Origin of the sequence: Methanomassiliicoccus sp. (assembly GCA_033485155.1) — an archaeon.
Lineage (GTDB): Archaea > Thermoplasmatota > Thermoplasmata > Methanomassiliicoccales > Methanomassiliicoccaceae > UBA6.
Genome location: JAWQJJ010000006.1, coordinates 35,168 through 54,593 on the forward strand (window position 1 = coordinate 35,168; position 19,426 = coordinate 54,593).

At 58.3% G+C, this 19,426-nt stretch carries 20 protein-coding genes and 1 tRNA gene; 8 read left to right on the plus strand and 13 right to left on the minus strand.

The window, feature by feature from the left end; genetic code table 11:
* The first annotated feature begins 535 nt into the window (after positions 1-535).
* Positions 536-1,060, plus strand: a complete 525-nt coding sequence (locus SA339_09600; GenBank protein ID MDW5563468.1) for a hypothetical protein — start codon at positions 536-538, stop codon at positions 1,058-1,060.
* A 65-nt stretch (positions 1,061-1,125) separates the two neighbouring features.
* Here the strand turns inward: SA339_09600 and SA339_09605 are convergent, their stop codons facing one another.
* From SA339_09605 to SA339_09650, 10 genes are all read right to left on the minus strand, one after another.
* Positions 1,126-1,344, minus strand: a complete 219-nt coding sequence (locus SA339_09605) for a hypothetical protein (GenBank protein ID MDW5563469.1) — start codon at positions 1,342-1,344, stop codon at positions 1,126-1,128.
* 110 nt (positions 1,345-1,454) lie between these two features.
* Positions 1,455-1,778, minus strand: coding sequence for a hypothetical protein (locus tag SA339_09610; GenBank protein MDW5563470.1), 324 nt, complete (start codon positions 1,776-1,778; stop codon positions 1,455-1,457).
* Positions 1,779-2,023: 245 nt separating this feature from the next.
* A tRNA-Gly gene (locus tag SA339_09615) sits at positions 2,024-2,099 on the minus strand.
* A gap of 77 nt (positions 2,100-2,176) precedes the next feature.
* Positions 2,177-4,795 (minus strand): valine--tRNA ligase, encoded by a 2,619-nt coding sequence (locus SA339_09620; protein MDW5563471.1) that lies wholly within the window; start codon positions 4,793-4,795, stop codon positions 2,177-2,179.
* A 118-nt stretch (positions 4,796-4,913) separates the two neighbouring features.
* Positions 4,914-6,116, minus strand: coding sequence for a CBS domain-containing protein (locus SA339_09625; protein ID MDW5563472.1), 1,203 nt, complete (start codon positions 6,114-6,116; stop codon positions 4,914-4,916).
* 166 nt (positions 6,117-6,282) lie between these two features.
* Positions 6,283-7,482 carry a CBS domain-containing protein gene (locus tag SA339_09630; GenBank protein ID MDW5563473.1) on the minus strand — a complete coding sequence of 400 codons (1,200 nt, stop codon included), beginning with the start codon at positions 7,480-7,482 and terminating at the stop codon, positions 6,283-6,285.
* Between the two features lie 172 nt (positions 7,483-7,654).
* Positions 7,655-9,358, minus strand: coding sequence for a glycine--tRNA ligase (glyS, locus tag SA339_09635; protein MDW5563474.1), 1,704 nt, complete (start codon positions 9,356-9,358; stop codon positions 7,655-7,657).
* 30 nt (positions 9,359-9,388) lie between these two features.
* Positions 9,389-10,234 (minus strand): CBS domain-containing protein, encoded by an 846-nt coding sequence (locus tag SA339_09640; protein MDW5563475.1) that lies wholly within the window; start codon positions 10,232-10,234, stop codon positions 9,389-9,391.
* Positions 10,231-10,683: a universal stress protein gene (locus SA339_09645; GenBank protein MDW5563476.1), complete on the minus strand. Its 453-nt coding sequence runs from the start codon at positions 10,681-10,683 to the stop codon at positions 10,231-10,233. The genes SA339_09640 and SA339_09645 overlap by 4 nt, the downstream gene beginning before the upstream one ends.
* Positions 10,680-11,747 carry an amidohydrolase family protein gene (locus SA339_09650; GenBank protein MDW5563477.1) on the minus strand — a complete coding sequence of 356 codons (1,068 nt, stop codon included), beginning with the start codon at positions 11,745-11,747 and terminating at the stop codon, positions 10,680-10,682. Before SA339_09650 ends, SA339_09645 begins: the two co-directional genes overlap by 4 nt.
* A gap of 357 nt (positions 11,748-12,104) precedes the next feature.
* On the opposite strand from SA339_09650, the gene cbpB reads away from it, so the two are divergent.
* The 3 genes from cbpB (at position 12,105) to SA339_09665 (ending at position 14,606) form a co-directional block, all read left to right on the plus strand.
* The gene (gene cbpB / locus SA339_09655; GenBank protein MDW5563478.1) at positions 12,105-13,475 is read left to right on the plus strand and encodes a peptide-modifying radical SAM enzyme CbpB; all 1,371 of its coding nucleotides are present in this window, start codon (positions 12,105-12,107) and stop codon (positions 13,473-13,475) included.
* A 107-nt stretch (positions 13,476-13,582) separates the two neighbouring features.
* On the plus strand, positions 13,583-13,756 hold the full coding sequence (locus tag SA339_09660; GenBank protein MDW5563479.1) for a 4Fe-4S binding protein: 174 nt from the start codon (positions 13,583-13,585) through the stop codon (positions 13,754-13,756).
* Between the two features lie 106 nt (positions 13,757-13,862).
* Positions 13,863-14,606 (plus strand): PrsW family glutamic-type intramembrane protease, encoded by a 744-nt coding sequence (locus SA339_09665; GenBank protein MDW5563480.1) that lies wholly within the window; start codon positions 13,863-13,865, stop codon positions 14,604-14,606.
* A gap of 3 nt (positions 14,607-14,609) precedes the next feature.
* Here SA339_09665 and SA339_09670 read toward each other — a convergent pair whose 3' ends face one another.
* Positions 14,610-15,545, minus strand: a complete 936-nt coding sequence (locus SA339_09670; GenBank protein MDW5563481.1) for an NAD(P)/FAD-dependent oxidoreductase — start codon at positions 15,543-15,545, stop codon at positions 14,610-14,612.
* A 159-nt stretch (positions 15,546-15,704) separates the two neighbouring features.
* Between SA339_09670 and thpR the strand changes: the two genes are divergently transcribed.
* The 4 genes from thpR to SA339_09690 all read left to right on the plus strand — a co-directional run bounded on the left by thpR (position 15,705) and on the right by SA339_09690 (position 17,694).
* The gene (gene thpR, locus SA339_09675; protein ID MDW5563482.1) at positions 15,705-16,259 is read left to right on the plus strand and encodes an RNA 2',3'-cyclic phosphodiesterase; all 555 of its coding nucleotides are present in this window, start codon (positions 15,705-15,707) and stop codon (positions 16,257-16,259) included.
* 67 nt (positions 16,260-16,326) lie between these two features.
* Entirely contained in the window at positions 16,327-16,806 is a 480-nt protein-coding gene (locus tag SA339_09680; GenBank protein MDW5563483.1) for a hypothetical protein, read from the plus strand.
* Between the two features lie 4 nt (positions 16,807-16,810).
* Positions 16,811-17,284, plus strand: coding sequence for a hypothetical protein (locus tag SA339_09685; protein MDW5563484.1), 474 nt, complete (start codon positions 16,811-16,813; stop codon positions 17,282-17,284).
* A complete protein-coding gene (locus SA339_09690; protein MDW5563485.1) occupies positions 17,281-17,694 on the plus strand; it encodes a hypothetical protein in 414 nt (137 codons plus the stop codon). Before SA339_09685 ends, SA339_09690 begins: the two co-directional genes overlap by 4 nt.
* On the opposite strand, the gene SA339_09695 is transcribed toward SA339_09690, so the two are convergent.
* Together SA339_09695 and SA339_09700 are read right to left on the minus strand one after the other, a co-directional pair.
* Entirely contained in the window at positions 17,667-18,878 is a 1,212-nt protein-coding gene (locus tag SA339_09695; GenBank protein ID MDW5563486.1) for a cysteine desulfurase, read from the minus strand. The genes SA339_09690 and SA339_09695 overlap by 28 nt on opposite strands.
* A 223-nt stretch (positions 18,879-19,101) precedes the next feature.
* A complete protein-coding gene (locus tag SA339_09700) occupies positions 19,102-19,347 on the minus strand; it encodes a hypothetical protein (GenBank protein ID MDW5563487.1) in 246 nt (81 codons plus the stop codon).
* Positions 19,348-19,426: the final 79 nt, after the last annotated feature.

Here is a 19,426-nt window from a genome sequence, read left to right on the forward strand (position 1 = left end):
TGCATAATGTCTATAAATCGCTGGTAACTTGGTCGAAAACAAGATTCGTAGATCGCCGTTTTAGAGACCCGAATAATGTATTCAAATAGTATTCTAAATGTTTTCACTATTTTATTCTATACTGCCAGAGAAATGAATTTTGAATATTTTTCATGTACGTCGGTGTCGAACCTTACTCGAAAAGTGATATTGAGCCAGATCAACGACCGTTGAATAATTTCACCTTCCTATGGATACTATGGAGCTGCATTATTCAATGGATTATTCAGAGCGGGAAGTGGAGCTTGAGGAGAACAATTCGGTGTAAAAGCTAAGCAGATTCCACCGCGCACTCTCCCAACACGCCCAATAATTATCTGGCCATTATCATTATCACTATTAATATTAATAAACATGTCTTTAAGTCCTAATCCAATGGATTTTGCAACAGGTTTGGAGGGTAAACCCCTCCGGATGACATGAGATGGGTAACATGAATTTCAAGAGAAGCAAGCTAACCGGATCAAGCCTTCTGATGTTGATCGGATGTATCTGCATGGCCACCATATTCGTCAGCGCGGCCGTGCTCATACTGTCGATGCCCAGGACCAATGGCTCGCAGGAAGTTACCACCTATCCGGTCAACATAAGCATTACCACCTCGTTCGACTATCACACCACTTACTCTGGCACCACCGGTATGGAAGCTTGGACTTACACCACGGCCGTTCCTGCCAACCACTATGGGGAGATGTTCTACTCTTCCTACACCGGCGAATCTCAACCACGGTACGACATCAGGGTGACCGTGACTTGCGATAAGGCGTTCGTGGGTAGCGACATCACGATCGGCTACATTGGGAGCCATTCCGGCCCCGGCACTATGACTCCTGGCACTGGTGCCACCTATATCAACCTGAATGTTCAGGATGGGACCCAGGTTGATAGCAGCACTTGGACCTCCAGCATGGTCATCCATTCCAATGACATCACTGATATGTTCTACTGGATGCAGATCACTCCGTACCTGGAGAGCGCACACTTCACGCTGACCTATCAGGCCATCCAGGCCGAGGTTTAAACCTCTTAACCCAACCTCATTTCTTTTTTTATTCATCGTTAAATCAGACGTGTGGTGAAAGTGTTTCATTTCCCTGCCTTCCGGTGAATCCTGTTCAGCGACCGTTTAACTACCTTCCTCCTGATCTCATCCTGCCCGACCTTGGAGGACACCTCAAGCGTGGCGTCGGTAACATCTGACTTCGTCAGGCTGAAGATACGATACAGCTTTTCAAGCCGTTCCGCTTGCATTGGAATGAGCCTAATCTGGATGGAAACGACCTTGCTCTCTTCCGTCTCGGCCATCATCTCGACCGCCCTCTTCTCCTGATTCGTTCAAAGAGGATCACCCCCAGTAATAGGGAGAATCACCAGGGCGGTGAACATCAAGGAGAATTGCACATGCCCCCAAGAGTTCATGCCGAATCTCCGGAAACCTCGTTAGGGATGTCGGCGGAGACCTCTGCGCCGTCAGGTCTCATTCCGATCTGGACATTTAAATTACTCCTGCTTTTCGAGGAAGGGGTATTCCGACAGGGGAGGTGTGTCTTGTAATCGACACCATCCCGCTCGAAGTGCTCCCTAAGCGTATTTCGAGGGACACCTAGCTCCTTGGCTACTGCAGAGAGCGATCCGCGTACCTTGAGGAGCTCAATGGCAAGGGAGGTATTGACGTCGGTCCTCGCCTTCTGCCCCCATCCTTCGCCTTCGTGCATTCTTCGAGCGATACCTTCCTTCACGCGCTCGGCGGTCTGTTTCCTCTCTAATCTCGACCTTCAAGAGCGAGGATGACACGTACGAAGAACTCACCGACCGGATTGGAGGTATCAACGGTCCCGCAAATGGTGTCTTTCACCATCTCAGCCCACCCAAACTGGAAAGAAATGTCGGATTAGTTGAATATTCTGATGAAAGTAGATGGAAAATGACCAATCCCAAAGATGCAAACTTTAGGAATCGTTTTCATCTTGCTAGATAGGAAAACTGGTGCGGGCGACGGGATTCGAACCCGTGTTCTAACCTTGGCAAGGTTAAGTGATAACCAACTACACTACGCCCGCTTGTGCTCCTGTGTATATCCTCATTCCATTTAAACCTTACCGGTCTGGCAGGTCCATTTTCACCTGCTGGAAAGGCCTCACGGGGAGAGGGCGATGAGCACGTCCCGGACCTGCAGGGTCTCCACCGCCTTCCCCTCGAGAGTAAGCTTCTTCTGCACCTCGACGAAGCTCTGATCCAGCGAGACAGTACTGCCGTCGGACAGCGTGAGCTCCAATGCCCCGCGCTCCAAGGCGGCCGCAGCCTGCTGCGGCTCGATCGATTCCAGCAGCTGCAGGACCTCCTTCCCCTTGGCCTTGAAGGTCGGTCCGACCTTGGCCTTGACCGGCTTCACCGCCACGACCTTCTCCTCGAGAGCCGCCTCAGCCACGATCTTCAGCTCCTTGGACCGGGAAGTCTCCAGTATGTCCGTCTCGTAGCCCTGCAATGACAGCGCCGACGGCCCGATAAGTTCGATGAGCTCCATCTCCTTGTTCAGTGGAAGCTTCTTTTCCGCTTTCCACGAGCGGATGGCGCTGACCACGTCCTTGACCAGCTCCCCCCGGACCTCGTCCTCTTCGGAGAACAGGACCGGCTCCGGCCACGCGGAGACATGGATGCTCTTCACCCCGTCCATGTCGGCGAACCCGTCCTGATAGATGTCCTCGGTGACGTGCGGCATCAGGGGCGCCAGCATCTTCGCCAGGCCGAGGGTGATGGTGTACAGCGTGAACCTGACGCCGTCGTCGCCCTCCCGGGTGCGGTACTTGACCAGCTCCAAGTAGTGGTCGGCATACTCGTGCCAGGCGAACTCTTCCACTTCCCTCATGGCCTTGTCGAACTGGTAGCCCTCGTAGTACTGAGTGGCGTTCTTGACCACCTTGGAGTACCGGCTGAGGATCCACCGATCCAGGGGCTGCAGCCCCTTCATCTCAGGCTTGGCCTTGACGACCATGCCGGTGAACTTGCCGATGTTCCACATCTTGGTCGCCAGGCGCTTGCCGTGGATGACATCCTTCTCCCGGAAGGCGTTGTCCTCCCCCAGCGCGCAGGTGCATGCGTAGTAGCGGAGGGCGTCCGCGCCGTACTCCTGCAGTATGGGCACGGGATCGATGACGTTGCCCAGGGAGGAGTGCATCGGAGTACCGTCGGGCGACATGATGAACCCGTGGATCATGATATTGTCCCACGGCCGCTTGTCGGTCATGAGGTAGCACCGGAGAAGGGTGTAGAACGCCCACGTCCGGATGATATCATGGCTCTGGGGCCTCATGGACATCGGGTACAGGCGGTCGAACTTCTCCATGTCCCGGTCCCAGAAGGTGTTGTACAGTGGAGATATGCTGGAGTCCATCCAGGTATCGAAGACATCCTGGCAGCCGATCAGCTGGCCTCCGCACAGCGGGCACCGATCCATCGGCGGCTTGTCCACCGTGGGGTCGATGTAGCAGTCCTCCTCCCTGGCCGGGACGACATGCCCGCAGTCCTCGCATTCCCAGAGAGGAATGGGGGTGGCAAAGAACCTCTGCCTGGATATGACCCAGTCCCACTGCAAGCTGTTGATCCAATCCTTGAGTCGCACCTTCATGAAGTCGGGGTGCCACTGGACCTCGTCCGCCAGCTTGAGGATCTGCTCCTTGAAGTCCATGATCTTCAGGAACCACTGGGGCACCTGGAGGAACTCGATGGGAGTGTGGCAGCGCCAGCATCCGCCCACGTTCTGCTTGATGCTGTCCTGCCTGACGATCAGCCCGGCGGCCTTGAGGTCCTCGATGATGGCGGCCTTGGCTTCCTTCACCGTCATTCCCTGGTACTTGCCAGCCAGGCGAGTCATGCGGCCCTGCTCGTCGATGGCCTTGTCCAGCGGCAGGTTGTACTTCATGACCCACTCCAGGTCGGTCTTGTCGCCGATGGTGCAGATCATGACCACCCCGGTGCCGAACACTGGATCGACCTTGTCGTCAGCGATGACCTTGATCTCCTTGTTGTAGATTGGGGTGAGGAGGGTCTTTCCCACCAGCCTCTCCTTCTCCCGGTCGTCCGGGGACACCGCCACGAGCTGGCAGGCGGACAGCAGTTCCGGCCTGGTGGTGGCGATGATGATCTCCTCGTCGCAGTCCTTGACCTTGAACTTGATGTAGTTCAGCTTGGTCATGTTGTCGGAGTACTCGACCTCCGCGTCGGCCAGGGCGGTGATACAGGAGGGGCACCAGTTCACAGGATAGGTGCCCTTGTAGATCAGTCCCTTCTTGAAAAGCTTGAGGAAGGTGATCTGGGTGATGCGCCGGTAGTATGGAGCGTCGGTCTGATAGTAGATGGAGGGGTCCATGCTCTCCCCCAGCACCTCGAACTGGTTGGTCATCTGATCGATGAACGAGTTGGCGAACTCCGAGCACAGGCGGATGTACTCCTGCCGGGGCACCGTGAGCTTGGTGATGCCGTGCTTCTTCTCCACCTTGACCTCGGTCGGAGTCCCGTTCACGTCGAAGCACAGCGGGAAGAACACGTTGTGGCCGCGCATCCTCTTGTACCGGGCGGCGAAATCGATGAGCGAGTAACCGGTCGCATGGCCGAGGTGCAGCGAGCCGGAGGTGTACCGCGGAGGATTGTCGATGCTGTATACGGGCTGGGGAGAGCAAGGGTCGAACCGGTAGATCTCCCATTCCTTCCACTTCTCTTGCCACTTCTTCTCCGTCTGCACTGCTTCGTACTGAGCCATGGACGGGGTTCGAGATGGACATTTGATTAAAAAGGGTTTGGCCGCGGGCGGTTCGCCGAGCGGCGAGAGCGACCTAACGGTTGGCTTGCCCGATAGGAAAAAATGGGAAAGGGGCCGGTCAATAGCTGTGGCCGATGTTGCGCGTCTTCCGCCGGTGCTCCAGCTTCAGCTCCTTGTGCTCGATGACCCGCCGCTCGAAGGTCCGCATGAGGTCCGCCGTTGCGCGTATAAGGTCCCAATCCACCGAGCTGGCGGTGAACACCCGATCGTCGGTGGTCAGCCGGCCGTGCAACGAGTACTTGTAGTTCAGCCCCTCGTCGTTGTACATCCCGACGTGCAGATCGAACAGCATCGGCGTTGCGATCGGCGAGATCTTCTTCATCGACAGCTCGATCTCCTTCATCATCATGTCCTGGGCGAACCGGTCATCATCCCTCAGACCGGAGATCTGGGTGTACATCATGCTCCTTTGGCGGAGGGAGGCGATGAGCGCGACCAGATCGTATTTGGTCACGATCCCCCTCATCTCGCCCCCCTCGACCACCGGCAGGGTGGAGATGCCGCGGTCCAGCATGATCCTCGCCGCCTCCCCCAGTTCCATGGTCGGCGGAGCGACCACCGCCGGCTCCACCGCTACCGAGCCGACCGTCACGTCGACCGGGTCCTTCTCCCCGTTGGCCTCGCCCACTGTCTGCCTGATCCTCTCGTACCAGTTCATGTTGGCGATGTCCTTTATCCCCACGACCCCAACGATCCTGCCGTTGTTGTCGACCACCGGGAGGACTCGGACGTCCAGGATGCTCATGAGCTTGACCGCGTCCCTGGCGCTGGTGTCGAGCTTCACGCTCTTGACGTCGGGGGACATGATCTCGCCGACCGGTATCCTCTGCAGCTCCCTGATCTCCCGTACCACCCTCAGCAGGTCCGATCGGGAGACCATTCCCACGATCGAGCCGTTGTTCTGCACCGGTACCTCCCTGAAACCGGAATTGATGAACAGTTCCGCCACCTCTGTGACCGGGGTCGATGGGGTGACGAGCTGGGGCATGACCATGACCGTATCCGCCTTGGCATCTATGGACAGGTTCCTCCTCTTCAGCAGCGTGCCGTAGCTGACCACGCCCATCAATCTCTTCTTTTCGGCGGCGACCGGGACCTCATGGATGTCCAGGTCCCTCATCCTCTTCAGTATGTCGTTGACCGTGTCCGTCGGCGAGAACGTCTCAAACTTCTCGCTCATGAGCGTATCTAGGCCCATGCTGTCGACCTCGGTCCTGATCCTTTCCTTCCTGTTCACTCCTACCAATTCCTCAGCTGGCATCAAAAACCTCCTAATGCGGAACTGGCTCCGCCCCCGCCGGTGCCGAACGTTGTCGGGAGCGCACTTCAGCCCGATGATTAACAGCGTAGCCACGTGTATTTATGGTGTGGCCCATGGTCGATGACCAGTACGAAAAAAAGGAAGGGGTTTGATCGGTCTTCGCGGCTCAGCTGTGCCCGATGTTCCGCGCCTTCTTGCGGTGGTCGATCTTCTCCTCCTTCCGCTCCACCACCATGCGCTCCAGGCGCTGCATGAGGTCGACGGTAGCCTTGTTGAGGTCCCAGTCCACCGCGGATGCCACCCACACCTTGTTCTCGGTGATCAGGCGTCCGTTGAGCGAGTACTTGTTGGTGGTCGCCTGGGCGTTGTACTTGGTCACGTGCAGAGTGAACAGCATGGGCCTCGATATTTTGGCGATTTTCTGCAGCGAGGCGGTGATGTCCTTCTCCATCTGCTCCGCGGCGAACTTGTCCTCCGAGTCCAGGCCGGTGATCTGGGTGTACACCATGTCCCGCTGGCGGAATGAGGCCAGTAGCTCGATGATGTCGTACTTGGTGATGATGCCCACGAGGTCCTGATCATCGACCACCGGCAGGGTGGAGACCTTGTGGTCGAGCATCAGCTCCACCGCCCTCCCGAGGTCGGCGCCCTTCTCGACCGTGACCACCGAATCCAGCTGGACCGAGGACACGTTGACCTTGACCGGGCTGTTGTCCCCAGTTATCTCTCCCACGGTCTCCCGCTTTCTCTCCCTCCAGTTGTAGTTCGCCACCTGCTTGATGCCGATGATGCCGGTAAGGCGGTTAGCCCCGTCCACCACTGGTAGGGTGCGGATGGTGAGGTTCTTCATGGACAGCAGGGCTGCCTCCACGGGATCCTCCGAGCCGACCGTCTGGACATCCTCGGTCATGACATCCTCGACCTTCAGCTCGCGTAGCTCCTTGATACCCAGGATGAGCTTGACCATGTCCGTGCGGGAGATGATACCTTGTATGATCTGACCCCGGACGATGGGTATCTGCCGGTACCCGGAGGTCATGAATGCCTCGGCCACCTCGGTCACCAAGGTGTCCGGGGTGATCTCCTGCGGCATGACGGCGATGGAACCGGCCTTGGTAGTGATGGGGAGGTTCCGCCTCTTCAGCAGCGTGCCGTAGCTGACAACGCCCATCAATCTCTTACCATCCAGGCTGACCGGCATCTCGTGCAGGTCGAGCTGTCCCATTTTCTTAAGCACGTCCGAGAGCTGCTCCTCGGGGCTGACATGTTCGAACCCCTTGGACATCAGGTCGCTGAGATCAATCGCCTCGATCCTCGACCTGATCTGCTCCCTCTTCTTGATTCCCGCTATCTCCTGTGCGTTCATTGTTTCTCTCCAGTCGCTTGGGACATCTACGAAGAGGTTTTCGCCTGTGCGGCGAAGTCTCGTTCCTGGTGCGTAAAACACCGTCCAAGCTATTGAACCTTGGCTGCCAATGTTGCTAAATTGTATGCCGGCGGCCCGAGGGCCGCCGGAAAAGAAAAGGAACGGTTTGAGGTCACTCGCTGTTCGAGGGGACCACGAACTGGTCGATGTTGGCCCCGCAGAGCACGGCCCGAGTGACCAGGGGCAGGTCCTTGATGGTGACCCGGACCTGGGACTGGCTGTCCCTTTCCCTCAAGGTCACGGAACCGTCCTCGAGGGACTGGTAGTCCACCGTTATGCAATAGGGGGTCCCTACCTCATCCATCCTGGCGTACCGCCGACCGATGGACCCGGAGTCGTCATAGTAGGTCTCGATGCCGCTGTACCGGATCTCCTGGTCGATATCCATGGCCACCTTGTCCAGGTCATCCCTGGCCATCAGCGGGAACACCCCGAACTTGATGGGGGCCACCGCGGCGCTGAGCTTCAGCATCTCCATGTCCCCCTTCTTGGCATAGGCGTGCTCCAGGCAGGTGTAGGTGATGCGGTCGAGACCGTGCGAGGGCTCGATGACGTGGGGTATGACCTTGACCCCCGAGACCTTCTCCTTGACTCGGACGATGTCGAACATCTCCCTGCCGATGGCATGCTTCTGCCCATCGATCTCCACGGTCACGGTGTCGTTCTCTATCATCGCCGGGTCGGTGGCCTCCAGGGCCTTGCCAATCTTGGCCCCCAGGGCCTTGAACTTGGGGCCCAGCAGACCATACTTCGGCTTGATGGCGTCCCTCTCCACTTCGTGGGGGGTGTCGAACCGCTTGAACGCGGACATGTCGACCCCGGAGAATTTGATGTGCCGGGAGAGGTCCCAGCACCCCCGGTCGGCGATGCCCACGATCTCCGTCCAGCCAAAACTCAGCAGTGCCTCGGCATCCCAGCAGTCCGCGGCGTAGTGGGCCATCTCATCCTTCTCATGCTGCCGGAAGCGAAGCCGCTCGCCGTCCACGCCCACCGATTTGAGGAACTCCTGGGTGAACCATACGAAGTACGCCAGCACCTGGTTGCAGATGACCCCTTGGGCCACTGCTTCCCCGACCGTCAGCTCTAGCTCGCGGTGGTCGTTGGTGAAGAGCCTCAACCTCTCCTCCTTGATGTCATCGAAGCGAGGCCAGGTCTTGTCCTCCGGGTCCACGAAGAGCTCGCACTCCATCATGTTGAACTCCCGCATGCGGATGACGCCCTGACGGGGCGAGATCTCGTTGCGGTAGCCACGGCCCACCTGGATGACGCCAAGGGGAAGCTTCTCCCGGTTGTAGCGGTATAGGTTCGGGAAGTTGACGAAGATGCCCTGCGCCGTCTCCGGCCTGAGGTAGCCGACCCTGCCGGACCCCGGACCGATCACGGTCTTGAACATAAGGTTGAACTCCTCCACCGAGGAGAGCTCGCCGCCGCAGGTCGGGCAGGTCACGTCATTCTTCCTTATGAGCTCGTCCAATTCCTTCTCCTTCAGGATGCCGGGGTTAGGGTGCAGGTCCTTGACCAGGTGGTCGGCCCGATGCGCCTCCTCGCACGACTTGCACTTCACCATCTTGTCGGCGAACTCGTCCACGTGCCCGGAGGCCTTGAACACGATCTCCGGACCGATGGTCTCCGAGTCGATCTCCACGAAGCCCTCCCCCAGGGTGTACAATCTTCTCCATATTTCCACGATATTGTTCCTCATCGCGGTGCCCAGGGGGCCGTAGTCATACATGCCGGCGACACCGCCGTAGATCTCGAAAGAGGGGTAAAGGAAACCCCTGCGCTTGCACAGCGAGAGAACGTCTGATGCATCCATTGTAATTACCTCTTCTATGGGTCCGAACGTCTATTGAGCCAGGATGGAAATGGCGTTGACATCGTACAGCATGGCCACCAGGTTGTCCTTGGAGTCCACCACTGGCATCTGCCCGAAGTCGTTGCGCCTCATGGTCCGAGCGGCCTCCGATACGCTGGTCTTCCTAAAGACGGTTGTGGGTGATCGGATCATGATGTCCCTCACCGGGATGGCGGGGACATCGATCTTCGAGACCTCGAACCACAGCTTCATGACGTTCCTGAGCCCCTCCCAGGTCCATTCATCCTCGTCCCCCCCGATGCCCAGGGCCGTGAGGGCAATGGAGCCGTTGATCAGGCTCTTGTTGAAAACGTCGCGGTCAGTCAGTATGCCGGAGAGGCGTCCGGAGGCATCCAGGACCGGAAGCGCGTTGACCCTGGAGGCCCTGAAGGTGACGAGGGCGACCCTTAGGGGAGCGTCCTGATAGATGGGAACGCAAGGAGAGAGCGCAAGCTCTTCCACGGGTATCCCCGAGGCCCTCTTTTCCACCTCATACAGAAGGTCGGTGGGGGTGAGGATGCCTACCAGTTTACCGTTCTCTATCACCGGGTAGTGGGTGACCTTGGTCTTCACGATAAGGGACGCGGCATGTTCCACGGTGTCCTGAGGGGACAGCGTAAGGGGCTCACGGTTCATGACCATGGCGAGCTGGTCCTCCTCAGGGTTCTGGAAGATATCTTGGCGGGTGATCATTCCCACCAGGGAGCCATCGGCCTTCTTTATGATGGGAACTCCGGTGAGGTTATGCTTGACCATGAGCTTGAGGACGTCATTTCGGGAACCGGGGATCTCGGCGGTGATGGGGTTGTGGGACATCACCTTGTCTACTGTGGTCATTTCTTCTCCTCCGGCGTAGGTTCAGTCCTCACGACCAGGACGGGGACCGGGGCGAACCGCACCACCCTCTCGGCGACGCTGCCCAGCAGGAGCTTGGAGATGCCGGTGCGGCCGAGGGTACCCATCACCACGAGGTCGTAGTTCTCGGCCTCGTCGACGATCTTCTTCGCCGGGTTGCCCTCGACGACCTTGGGTTCGACCTTGACCCCGAGCTTCTCTCCTTCCCCGACCACATAATCGACCGCATCCTTGCCCTCTTTCTCCAGGAGGGAGTAAATGCTGACCACGGTCGCGTCCATGGGGAAGTTGACGAAGGACGCCTGATCGACGACGTAAAGGGCCGTTACCTCGGCTCCCATGGCCTTGGCCAGTTCAAGCCCCTGGGCGATGGCTGCCTTGGTGTTCTCGCTCCCATCGGTCGGTATCAGTATCTTGTTGAACCTGTTCATCGTGTTCCTCTCCACGTCCTTTCACCTGCGCAGACCAATAACGGCTCCTCACCCGCTGTGCGCAGTACCAGGTCGGTGAGGGGTTCCCCATGCTTCGAACGCACGACCATGAGGTCGCATGTTCTCTCTGGTTCAAACTCTAACAGTTGGCTCTGATTTATAATTTTTCGCCCATTACTGGAAGCCATCTCTAAAACGCAGTCTAGGCGAGTGATTCCTTGCTGTCGGAGTATCCTTGCTGCGAATTCCATCTCCACGAAGAGGTCGGGCATGGAAATCATCGCGTTGTCCGTGCCCAGGGCTACCGACACCCCGGTCCTGATCATCCTTGCCAGGGGCGGGGCCATGCCGAAGAACATGTTGGACCGGGGGCACACCACCACTGGCAGCTCCAACTGGGCGCATCGTTCCAGATCCGCATCGGTGGCCTGGGTCATGTGAATGATATAGGAAGGCTTAAGGTCAAGTACCTTGTCAAGATCCTCCCGTATCCTCTCGGAGCAATGGATGGCGAAGGTCTTGCCCCTCGATCTGACGAACTGCGCCAACTCCCTTAGCTCCTCGTAGTCCCAGTCCGATACCGCCGACGGACCGATCCCGTCGGTGAACTTGAGCAGCGCATCGATCTCCTCTTGATCGAACCGCGGAGCCTGCGGCTTGCCCAGCACGTGCGGTCTGGCCCATTTGGCCGAGGACATCAGGCGGGCACCCCGGACCCCACCCTCCCGGAAGTCGGCGAAGGAGGAGATCCCCCGGCGGAACATGAGCTCGGACATGTGGGCGATGGCTTCCCGCTGCTTATCCTCGGGAGTGTTGGCCAGCACCCGATACTTCAGTCCGTTGGGAGGTGCCACCACTTCAGCCAAGGAAAGGGAGAGGTCCACCGGCACGACGTAGTCGGCGATGTGGGTATGGGCGTTGGTGAATGTAGGAACGATGATGCCCTCGGCAACGCTCTCCCTTGCCCTGCCGCTGCCGACCTCCTTTATCAGACCATCCTCGAAACCGACATGGCCATCCCGGAAACCGCCCGAGGTGAGGACCTTCCCGGAAACGTACTGCATGGCTACGGGAACAGGGTGAATATATTTCAATCATCTTGCCGCCGTGCCCCGCCGCCGGGGCAAGAACTGTCCAACCAGTAAAACGTGTAGGTGTATACATCCAACTAAAACTGGACGATAGCAATTTATTTATAATATAATTCAGGCTAAACCGCTATGTTGGATTATACATCCAACTATGAGGTAAGAAAATGAGCGTAGTAATGTGCCGCATGGAATGCAAGGTCGATGGGAACGGGCTCTCGCACTACATCATATATGATGAGCAGGGCGAACTCCCCTTCTGATCAAACCCCTTTCCAACCTTTTTCTGTAAGGTGAGAGACGATGATATCTGATGACAACACAGCGATAGCTATGAAGCCGTTCGGGCTCAACTCGGGAACGGGCCCCCACCTCCAGTTGCTTGATGTGGGAGACTGGTATGCATTCATCGAGCCGGAGAGCATGTTCTGGGCCCTGGTGGCGAAGGACAAGGACCTCAGTAAAGCGCTCCGGGAGGACGTTCTTCCGGTGTACGCACAGCATGCCGAGAGCATGCGGAGCGAGCTGAGGCAGTTCCGATCGGAGGAGCGGTTCAGCGCCGTATACTTCAATCCGACCGGCAGGTGCAACGCCAGCTGCCGGTACTGCTACCTTCCCGACGACCTGCGGGGACAGGGGCATCACATGACCTATGAGGAGGTCTCCCTGGCCTTGGATAACTTGCATGACTTCTTCCAGAACTATCCTGGCTCGGTGGCCAAGAAGGGCAAGAAGCCGGTCATCGTGTTCCATGGCAGCGAGCCCCTGTTGGTGAAGGACGTCCTAAAAAGGATCGTGGTCGACCGCGCCGACGAGTTCATCTTCGGCATTCAGACCAATGGATATCATCTGGAGGATAAGGACGCCGATCACTTCATGGATCACCGGGTCTCCCTCGGCATATCACTAGACTCACCGTTCCGGGAGGTGAACGACCGTATCCGGCCTCTCCGGGGAGGTGGAGGTACCTTTGACCGGGCGGTCCACGCCATCGAGCACCTCGACGGCTACCGCAATATGAGCGTCATATGCACCATCAGCTCGATGAATGTGACCACCCTGCCGGAGATGATCGACTTCCTTGCCGACCGGAAGGTTCCCTCGGTCCTCATGAACCCGGTCCGCGGCACCCAGGAGGTGGCGAGGTCCCTGAGGCCCCCCAATGATGTACTCATTCCCAAGTTCACCCAGGCGGTGGACCGGGCGGTGGCTAGGACCAAGGAGGGGCGGCGGATCACTATCGGCGACTTCTCCAACCTGATCCTGGGCATCGTCGCTCCGCAAGGCCGCAGGCTGATGTGTGACATCACTCCCTGCGGTGGAGGCCGGTGCTTCGTCTCCGTTGCCTCTGACGGTTCCATCTACCCATGCTCGGAGTTCCTCGGCATCAAGGACTTCAGCACCTCCAGCGTCTTCGAGAAGGGCGGGGTGGAGAGGGCGGTGAGATCGCCGCAGCTAACGGCGGTGCGCTCCCGGTGGGCCGAGGACATCCCCGTATGTTCGGATTGCGTCCTGAGGAACATCTGCGGCGCGCCCTGCCCCGGGGAGGTGTATAGCGAGACGGGGACGGTGATGGAGAAGAGCCCATACTGCGAGTTCTACGAGGCTGTCATACGGTATGCCTTCCATCTCATTGGCAAGGGGGAGCTGCCCAACCTGGTGAGAATGGATGGCTACGATTTTCGTTTCAATCTGTTCTCGTGAATGGCAAACCCCTTTTTTCCTCATTTTTGTTCATCGAATGGTCGGCAGGGGAATACTTTTTATAGATTCATCAGATTGAGTGGACCAAATTATCTGAGGTGTTAGACTTGGTTGCGAAGATCAACGCTGACGAGTGTGTTGGATGCGGAGCTTGTGAGGACGTCTGTCCCCAGTCGGCCATTAAGGTTACCGATGTAGCGGTTGTCAACGAGAAGGACTGCGTTGACTGCGGCGCTTGCGTGGACGAGTGCCCGAACAACGCCATCACCGTGGACGAGTAAACCCGGATCTGTTTCCAACTGGAGCTCCGCTCCACCCTTCCCGATTTTGTTATATTCATTCCCTTATCAGCGGTGTTTATAGCCACGTTGTCGCTACCTCTGCCGGATGTTGCCCGGGTACTTGCTGTCTGTTCTGACACTTTTGTCAGCAGCGTACGTGCCGGCCGTTCTTGCCTTGATCTGGATACGATGGGGGGAGCGGGGGCGCAAGGAGAGGTGGGATGACCTCTTCCTTACCTTCCTGGGCGGAGCGGTTATCGCCGTCATCGCCGCCACCGTGCTGGAGATCGCCGCGGCGGGAATACTCAGCTCGGCGGTCATAAGGGAATATGACTTCTTCGTCCGGAACCCGAACTTCATCACCTTCATCATCATCATCGCGATCGCGCCCATCATCGAGGAGTTCGTCAAGGCAATGGTCGTTCTGCGGTTCTCCCGGTACATCTGGCGGCCGCGCAACGGCCTGGTCTTCGGGGCTGCCTGCGGCCTCGGGTTCGCGGCCACCGAGAACTTCCTGTATGAGGGCACCGCGCTGTTCACCGGCGGCTTTGCCGCGTTCATAACTCTGGCGATCATCCGCAGTGTGTCATCGCTCCTGATGCACGCCTCCGCCACTTCCATCTCCGGCTATGGGGTGGCCAGGGCAAAATCGTACGCCGACCACTGGTGGCCGTTCCTCATCTTTGCGATCCTGATGCACTCTACCTTCAACATGTTCGCGTCATTTGGGGAGCTGTTCGAGACTCGCATCGGGCCGATAGCCAACGTCATTGGCCTGGGCTTCTCCATCGGCCTGGTCCTCATCGCCACCATCTATCTCCGGTGGAGGATCGGCGGTTACCACGCCTGAGGATCACTTGGCCCAGTATGGCTCCTTGATGAACTTGTAGGCGCTGTTGGACGCGATGGCCGCCTCCCCGCAGGCGACCACGATCTGCTTGTACTTGCCCTTGTAGGCGACGGCATCGCCGCAGGCGAAGACCCCGCGGCGGGAGGTGCACATGTCGGTGTCTACCCTGATGAGGCCCTCCTCCAGCTCCACCCCCCACTTCTTCAAGTCGTCAGCCTCGTTAGAGGTGCCGATGTTGACCACGACGGCGTCGGCCTTGCGCTCGATAAGCTTCCCATTCTGCTTCAGGACCACGCTCTCGACCCGATCGGCGCCTTTGATCTCCACGACCTCGGCGTTCATGACCGTCTCGATCTCGGAGTTGTGGACCCTCTCCACGACCGCCTCGTCCGCCCGGAAGGTGTCCCGGCGGTGAACGATGCAGGTTTCCGAGTTCTCGCACGCTAGGAGGGCCATCTCCAGCGCGGAGTTGCCTCCCCCTACGAAGATGACTTCCTTGCCGAGCAGGTACTCCTTCTCGGGCATCTTGTAGTAGATGCCCTTGTTCTCAAACCTCTCTTCGCCCTTCGCTCCGATCCTCTTGGGCTTGAAAAGACCCATCCCGGTGGCGAGAATGACCGCCTTAGTCTCGTAAGCTCCCCTGTCCGTGCGCACGAGCAGGTGGCCGTCTTTGTCCTCGAGCCCGGAAGCGCGTTCGTGGTCCCGGATAATGCACCCCATCGACACGGCGTGGTTGATGAGGTTGTTGGACAGATGCCCAGCATCGGTGCTCACGTATCCCGGCCAGTTCTCGATGCTTTTTTCCGGGTACAAACTGGCCAACTGGCCACCGGCGGCGGTCGCGTCGATGATGAGGGTGGTCAGTTTTCTCGTACGTGCGTAAACGCCCGCGGTGAGCCCTGCCGGTCCAGCGCCGATGATAATGAGATCGTGAAGCATTAAGGGAGCAATACAGGTTAATGTTATTAGGGTTTCGAATGGTTTCGGGCGGACAACGCCCCCTCAGCATCGTTTATAATGATAATCGTCCCGCGATTGATGGATTCCGGAGAGCCGACACCTTGAAGCCCTATTGGTGGTGATTACCAGGGGATAAGAATGTCGTTCCGAGCCTTCATATCGATAGACCTTGCCAGGATCAGGGAGATCGAGGACCTCATCATTTCCCTGAAAACCGCAGATCCCACCCTAAAGGTGGTAGACCCCGGGCAGATTCACATAACCCTGAAGTTCCTGGGGGAAACGCCGGAATCCAAGGTCCAGGGGATCGTGGACACGATGAAGGAGGCGGCACAGGGGATCGAGCCGTTCGAGGTCCAGCTTAAGGGGGCCGGAGCGTTCCCCACCAAGAACCGCATCAGAGTCATCTGGGTCGGGATGAACGATACCCTGCCCATGGGGACCATGGCCACCCGGCTCGATGAGTCGCTTTCCCGACAGGGCTTCGAGCGGGAGAGGAGGCCTTTCGCCCCCCATCTGACCATGGCCCGGACCAAGGTTGAAGCATCCAATCCCGTGCTCCGCCAGCTCATAGACAACAATGCCCACAACGAGTTCGGCACGATATTCGTGGACCGCATCCGGCTCAAGAAAAGCATTCTCACCAAATGCGGACCGCAGTACTCGACGGTGGAAGAGATATTGCTGTCATGAACGGCGTAGCGTCAGTGTAGCCATTGGGAAGAGATACCTCTCCCGTGCCTAGAGGGGCGGGAGAACCATGAGGTATTTCACCAAGAGCATCCGAAAGGATAGGAACGGGGGGATCGAGGGACTGCCCCTTCAGCTGATGATCATGGTGGTCGTCGCGGGGTTGGGAACGGCCATCATCCTGGGGTGGATGGGCGGCATTAGGGCGCCGAGCACGATCGATGCCGTGTACTCGAACCCCACCGAGATCGTTCTCAGTGATGGCGACAAGGACGGCGTGTATTCCAAGGCCGGCATCATGCTGACCATCACCGCTATGGACCAGAACGGCGAGCCGGTCAAGGACGCCACCGTCGTCCTGGACGGGTGCGATATCAAGACCTCAGCAGGCAAGCAGGTCCATGGGACGACAGACGCCTCTGGCAAGGTCGTATTCACCAGCCTCACCGCTTCCCAGACCGGCCGGTCCGTGGGCTTCATCACCGTGACCGTCACCAAGGGCGGGATGGGGGCGGACAGCACCCTCACCGTCCCGGTCATCTCGGAGTGATCTCATGAAGAGGTGGGACCGGAGGGCGTTGGAAGGCCTTCCCCTAAGGCTCCTCATCATGTCCCTCCTCGTATCCCTGACCGTCCCGGTGGTCATGGGAAGTGTGGAGAGCTATGAGCGCTCCACCGCCCGCTCCATGCTGGTATCGGCGTCGGAACATTTGTTAAGCACGGTCGAGGAGACAATGTCTGCGGGAGAAGGTAACCGCAGGATCATTGTCCTAACGCTTCCCTGGAGCGTCGACAGATACCTGCTCGCTCTCGAGGTCGGAGGCGAACTGGAACGACCCTCGTCGATGACCATCCGATGCACCTGCGATGGTCTCCCCTTCGCCACCATGGTGCCGGAGGACCCACCGGCAAGGATGACCTCCTCCGATATGCGGACCCTGAGGCTAGTGGGCGGGGAGCACCGTCTGTCGGTGGAATGCGCCATGGTCCAGGGGAGAATGGTGGCGGTCGTGGAGGTTGTGGGATGATGGAGTTTGTGATGTCAAGAGTATGGATGGTGATTGCCGGACTGGCGGTGCTGACGGTCATCATGGCGGCCTTCGCTGGCTTGGACCGTAAGGCTGAGGAAGCGGTCGACATGGAGGGGGCATCCACCCTGTCGTCTGTGATCTCGGACCTCCAGCGGAACGAAGCCACCGCCGAGATGGCGGTCGACATGGGCGCCATGATCTCTGATCAGCAGGTCACATTTTCGATCAGCACAGGGACCATCGAGATAAACGAGGGTCGGCGGAGAGGGATAGCGGGTTTCTACGAAGCAGTCACATTGATCATAGATGGGCAGGCGGTCGACCGGCTCGAGGTCGGCCGGGACGACGTGCTACTGATCCGTTCCTCGGCGGGGAAGGTTCAGCTGGAGAAGGTCTCGACGATGTGATGGAGCGCATCGATGACCTTCCTGCACTCCTGCTCATTGTTATAGATATAGAACGAGGCCCTGGCGCAGCCGTCGATGCCCCTGGAGCGGAAGAAGGGATGCATACAGTGCATCCCCGACCGGATCTGGACCTTGGCGATCTCATCAATGATCATGGCCACGTCGTGAGAGGTCATCCCCCGGATGTTGAACGGGAAGATCCCATCTCGCAGGGCGGCATCTCTCGGACCGAGGATGGTCAGCGCATCCAGGTCCTTGACCCCCTTGGTCATCATCCGATTGAGGCCCTTCTCATGCTCGGCCACCTCATCCATCCCGATGGCGCTCAGGTAGTCGACCGCCGCTCCCGTGCCGATGACCCCTGAATAATTGAGGAGGCCGGCCTCGAACCGCTCGGGAGGGGGCAGGAACTCCACACCCTCATAGTCGGTGGTCCCGACGCTTCCGCCCCCGCCGAGGAGCGGTTCGATCTTGCCCAACAGCTCCTTCTTGGCGTACAGCACCCCCACACCCGATGGCCCCAGCATCTTGTGGGCGGAGAAGGCGAACATATCGACATCTAGATCCTCGACGTTGATCTTGCGGTGAGGGGCCGACTGCGCTCCGTCGAGCATCACCACCGCCTTCCGGTCGTGAGCCATCCTTATTATCTCCTTCACCGGGAGGGTCGTGCCGGTCACGTTGTTGGTGTGGGCCATGGAGACCATGGCTACATCGGCGGTGAGGGCCGCCTTGAACGCCTCCATGTCGAACAGCCCAGACGGCGGAGTGGGGACCATGCGGTGCTTGATCCTGCCCTCGGCCCGCCGCTGGAGCCAGGGAACATGATTGCTGTTGTGCTCCATGTCCGTGGTGAGCACCGCCGCGCCCTTGGGGAACCGATAGCCCTTGGCGACGATATTGAGGGACTCAGTGCAGTTTTTGGTGAAGATCACGCACGAGGGGTCGGAACAGCCGATGAACGCGGCCACCTTCTCTCTGGCCTCCTCCACCTTCACCGATACTCTAGTCGCAAGACGGTGGACCGATCTCCCGCCGCAGGCCGGATACTCTAGATAGTACTCGTTCATGGCATCGATGACCTGCCTCGGCCTCATGGCCTGGCAGGCGTTATCCAGGTAGATGATGTCCTTTTCTGCCGATGAGTAGATGGGAAAATCCTGTCGCAGTCGTTCGACGTCCATGATCGCTCCTGGCATTCCGATCGGTCTATTTCACAGTATGCTGTCAACCGGATGAAAATCCTTGCGCATCGGCTCGAGTGTAGTCCGTGCGAGCGAAAATCCACCGATCATCCTTCTTGCTGCTGGGTGATCAAGCATGCCTCATCGAAGGTACCGAGCGCCTCCCCCCGGGCAAGCCATTCGTTCGGATATGTTTTGGATCCGGCATCGTCCATGCCCGGCATTAACCTCCTGGCGACAATATCCTGAACTGCTCCCCCTCTCCGGCGTTATCTTTGATCCACGCGACCCAATCCGGCTCGGTGACGTCGGCGACTAAGACGATTCTGCCCTTCTCTTCCCCGACCTGGCGGATGAAGCCGAAGTGCATCCCCTCGGTGGAGAGAGAGGCAATACCATCGCTCTTGAACTGTGATACGATGCGCCGAGCATCCGCATCGTTCTGAGGAAGGAGCATTTTGACCATCATGAGGGTCCCTCAAGCGTCCAAGTATTTTACGTCTTTCTCATCTATAAAGTGCCATTCGGCGTCCTTCGGAATATTGGCG

Coding starts and splice junctions, on each gene's coding strand:
- glyS (MDW5563474.1), bottom strand. CDS start 9,358: ATGGATGCATCAGACGTTCTCTCGCTGTGCAAGCGCAGGGGTTTCCTT.
- SA339_09670 (MDW5563481.1), bottom strand. CDS start 15,545: ATGCTTCACGATCTCATTATCATCGGCGCTGGACCGGCAGGGCTCACC.
- SA339_09605 (MDW5563469.1), bottom strand. CDS start 1,344: ATGGCCGAGACGGAAGAGAGCAAGGTCGTTTCCATCCAGATTAGGCTC.
- SA339_09640 (MDW5563475.1), bottom strand. CDS start 10,234: ATGACCACAGTAGACAAGGTGATGTCCCACAACCCCATCACCGCCGAG.
- SA339_09600 (MDW5563468.1), top strand. CDS start 536: ATGGCCACCATATTCGTCAGCGCGGCCGTGCTCATACTGTCGATGCCC.
- SA339_09700 (MDW5563487.1), bottom strand. CDS start 19,347: ATGATGGTCAAAATGCTCCTTCCTCAGAACGATGCGGATGCTCGGCGC.
- SA339_09650 (MDW5563477.1), bottom strand. CDS start 11,747: ATGCAGTACGTTTCCGGGAAGGTCCTCACCTCGGGCGGTTTCCGGGAT.
- SA339_09630 (MDW5563473.1), bottom strand. CDS start 7,482: ATGAACGCACAGGAGATAGCGGGAATCAAGAAGAGGGAGCAGATCAGG.
- SA339_09645 (MDW5563476.1), bottom strand. CDS start 10,683: ATGAACAGGTTCAACAAGATACTGATACCGACCGATGGGAGCGAGAAC.
- SA339_09625 (MDW5563472.1), bottom strand. CDS start 6,116: ATGCCAGCTGAGGAATTGGTAGGAGTGAACAGGAAGGAAAGGATCAGG.
- SA339_09685 (MDW5563484.1), top strand. CDS start 16,811: ATGAAGAGGTGGGACCGGAGGGCGTTGGAAGGCCTTCCCCTAAGGCTC.
- SA339_09620 (MDW5563471.1), bottom strand. CDS start 4,795: ATGGCTCAGTACGAAGCAGTGCAGACGGAGAAGAAGTGGCAAGAGAAG.
- SA339_09665 (MDW5563480.1), top strand. CDS start 13,863: ATGTTGCCCGGGTACTTGCTGTCTGTTCTGACACTTTTGTCAGCAGCG.
- thpR (MDW5563482.1), top strand. CDS start 15,705: ATGTCGTTCCGAGCCTTCATATCGATAGACCTTGCCAGGATCAGGGAG.
- SA339_09690 (MDW5563485.1), top strand. CDS start 17,281: ATGATGGAGTTTGTGATGTCAAGAGTATGGATGGTGATTGCCGGACTG.
- SA339_09695 (MDW5563486.1), bottom strand. CDS start 18,878: ATGGACGTCGAACGACTGCGACAGGATTTTCCCATCTACTCATCGGCA.
- cbpB (MDW5563478.1), top strand. CDS start 12,105: ATGAAGCCGTTCGGGCTCAACTCGGGAACGGGCCCCCACCTCCAGTTG.
- SA339_09680 (MDW5563483.1), top strand. CDS start 16,327: ATGAGGTATTTCACCAAGAGCATCCGAAAGGATAGGAACGGGGGGATC.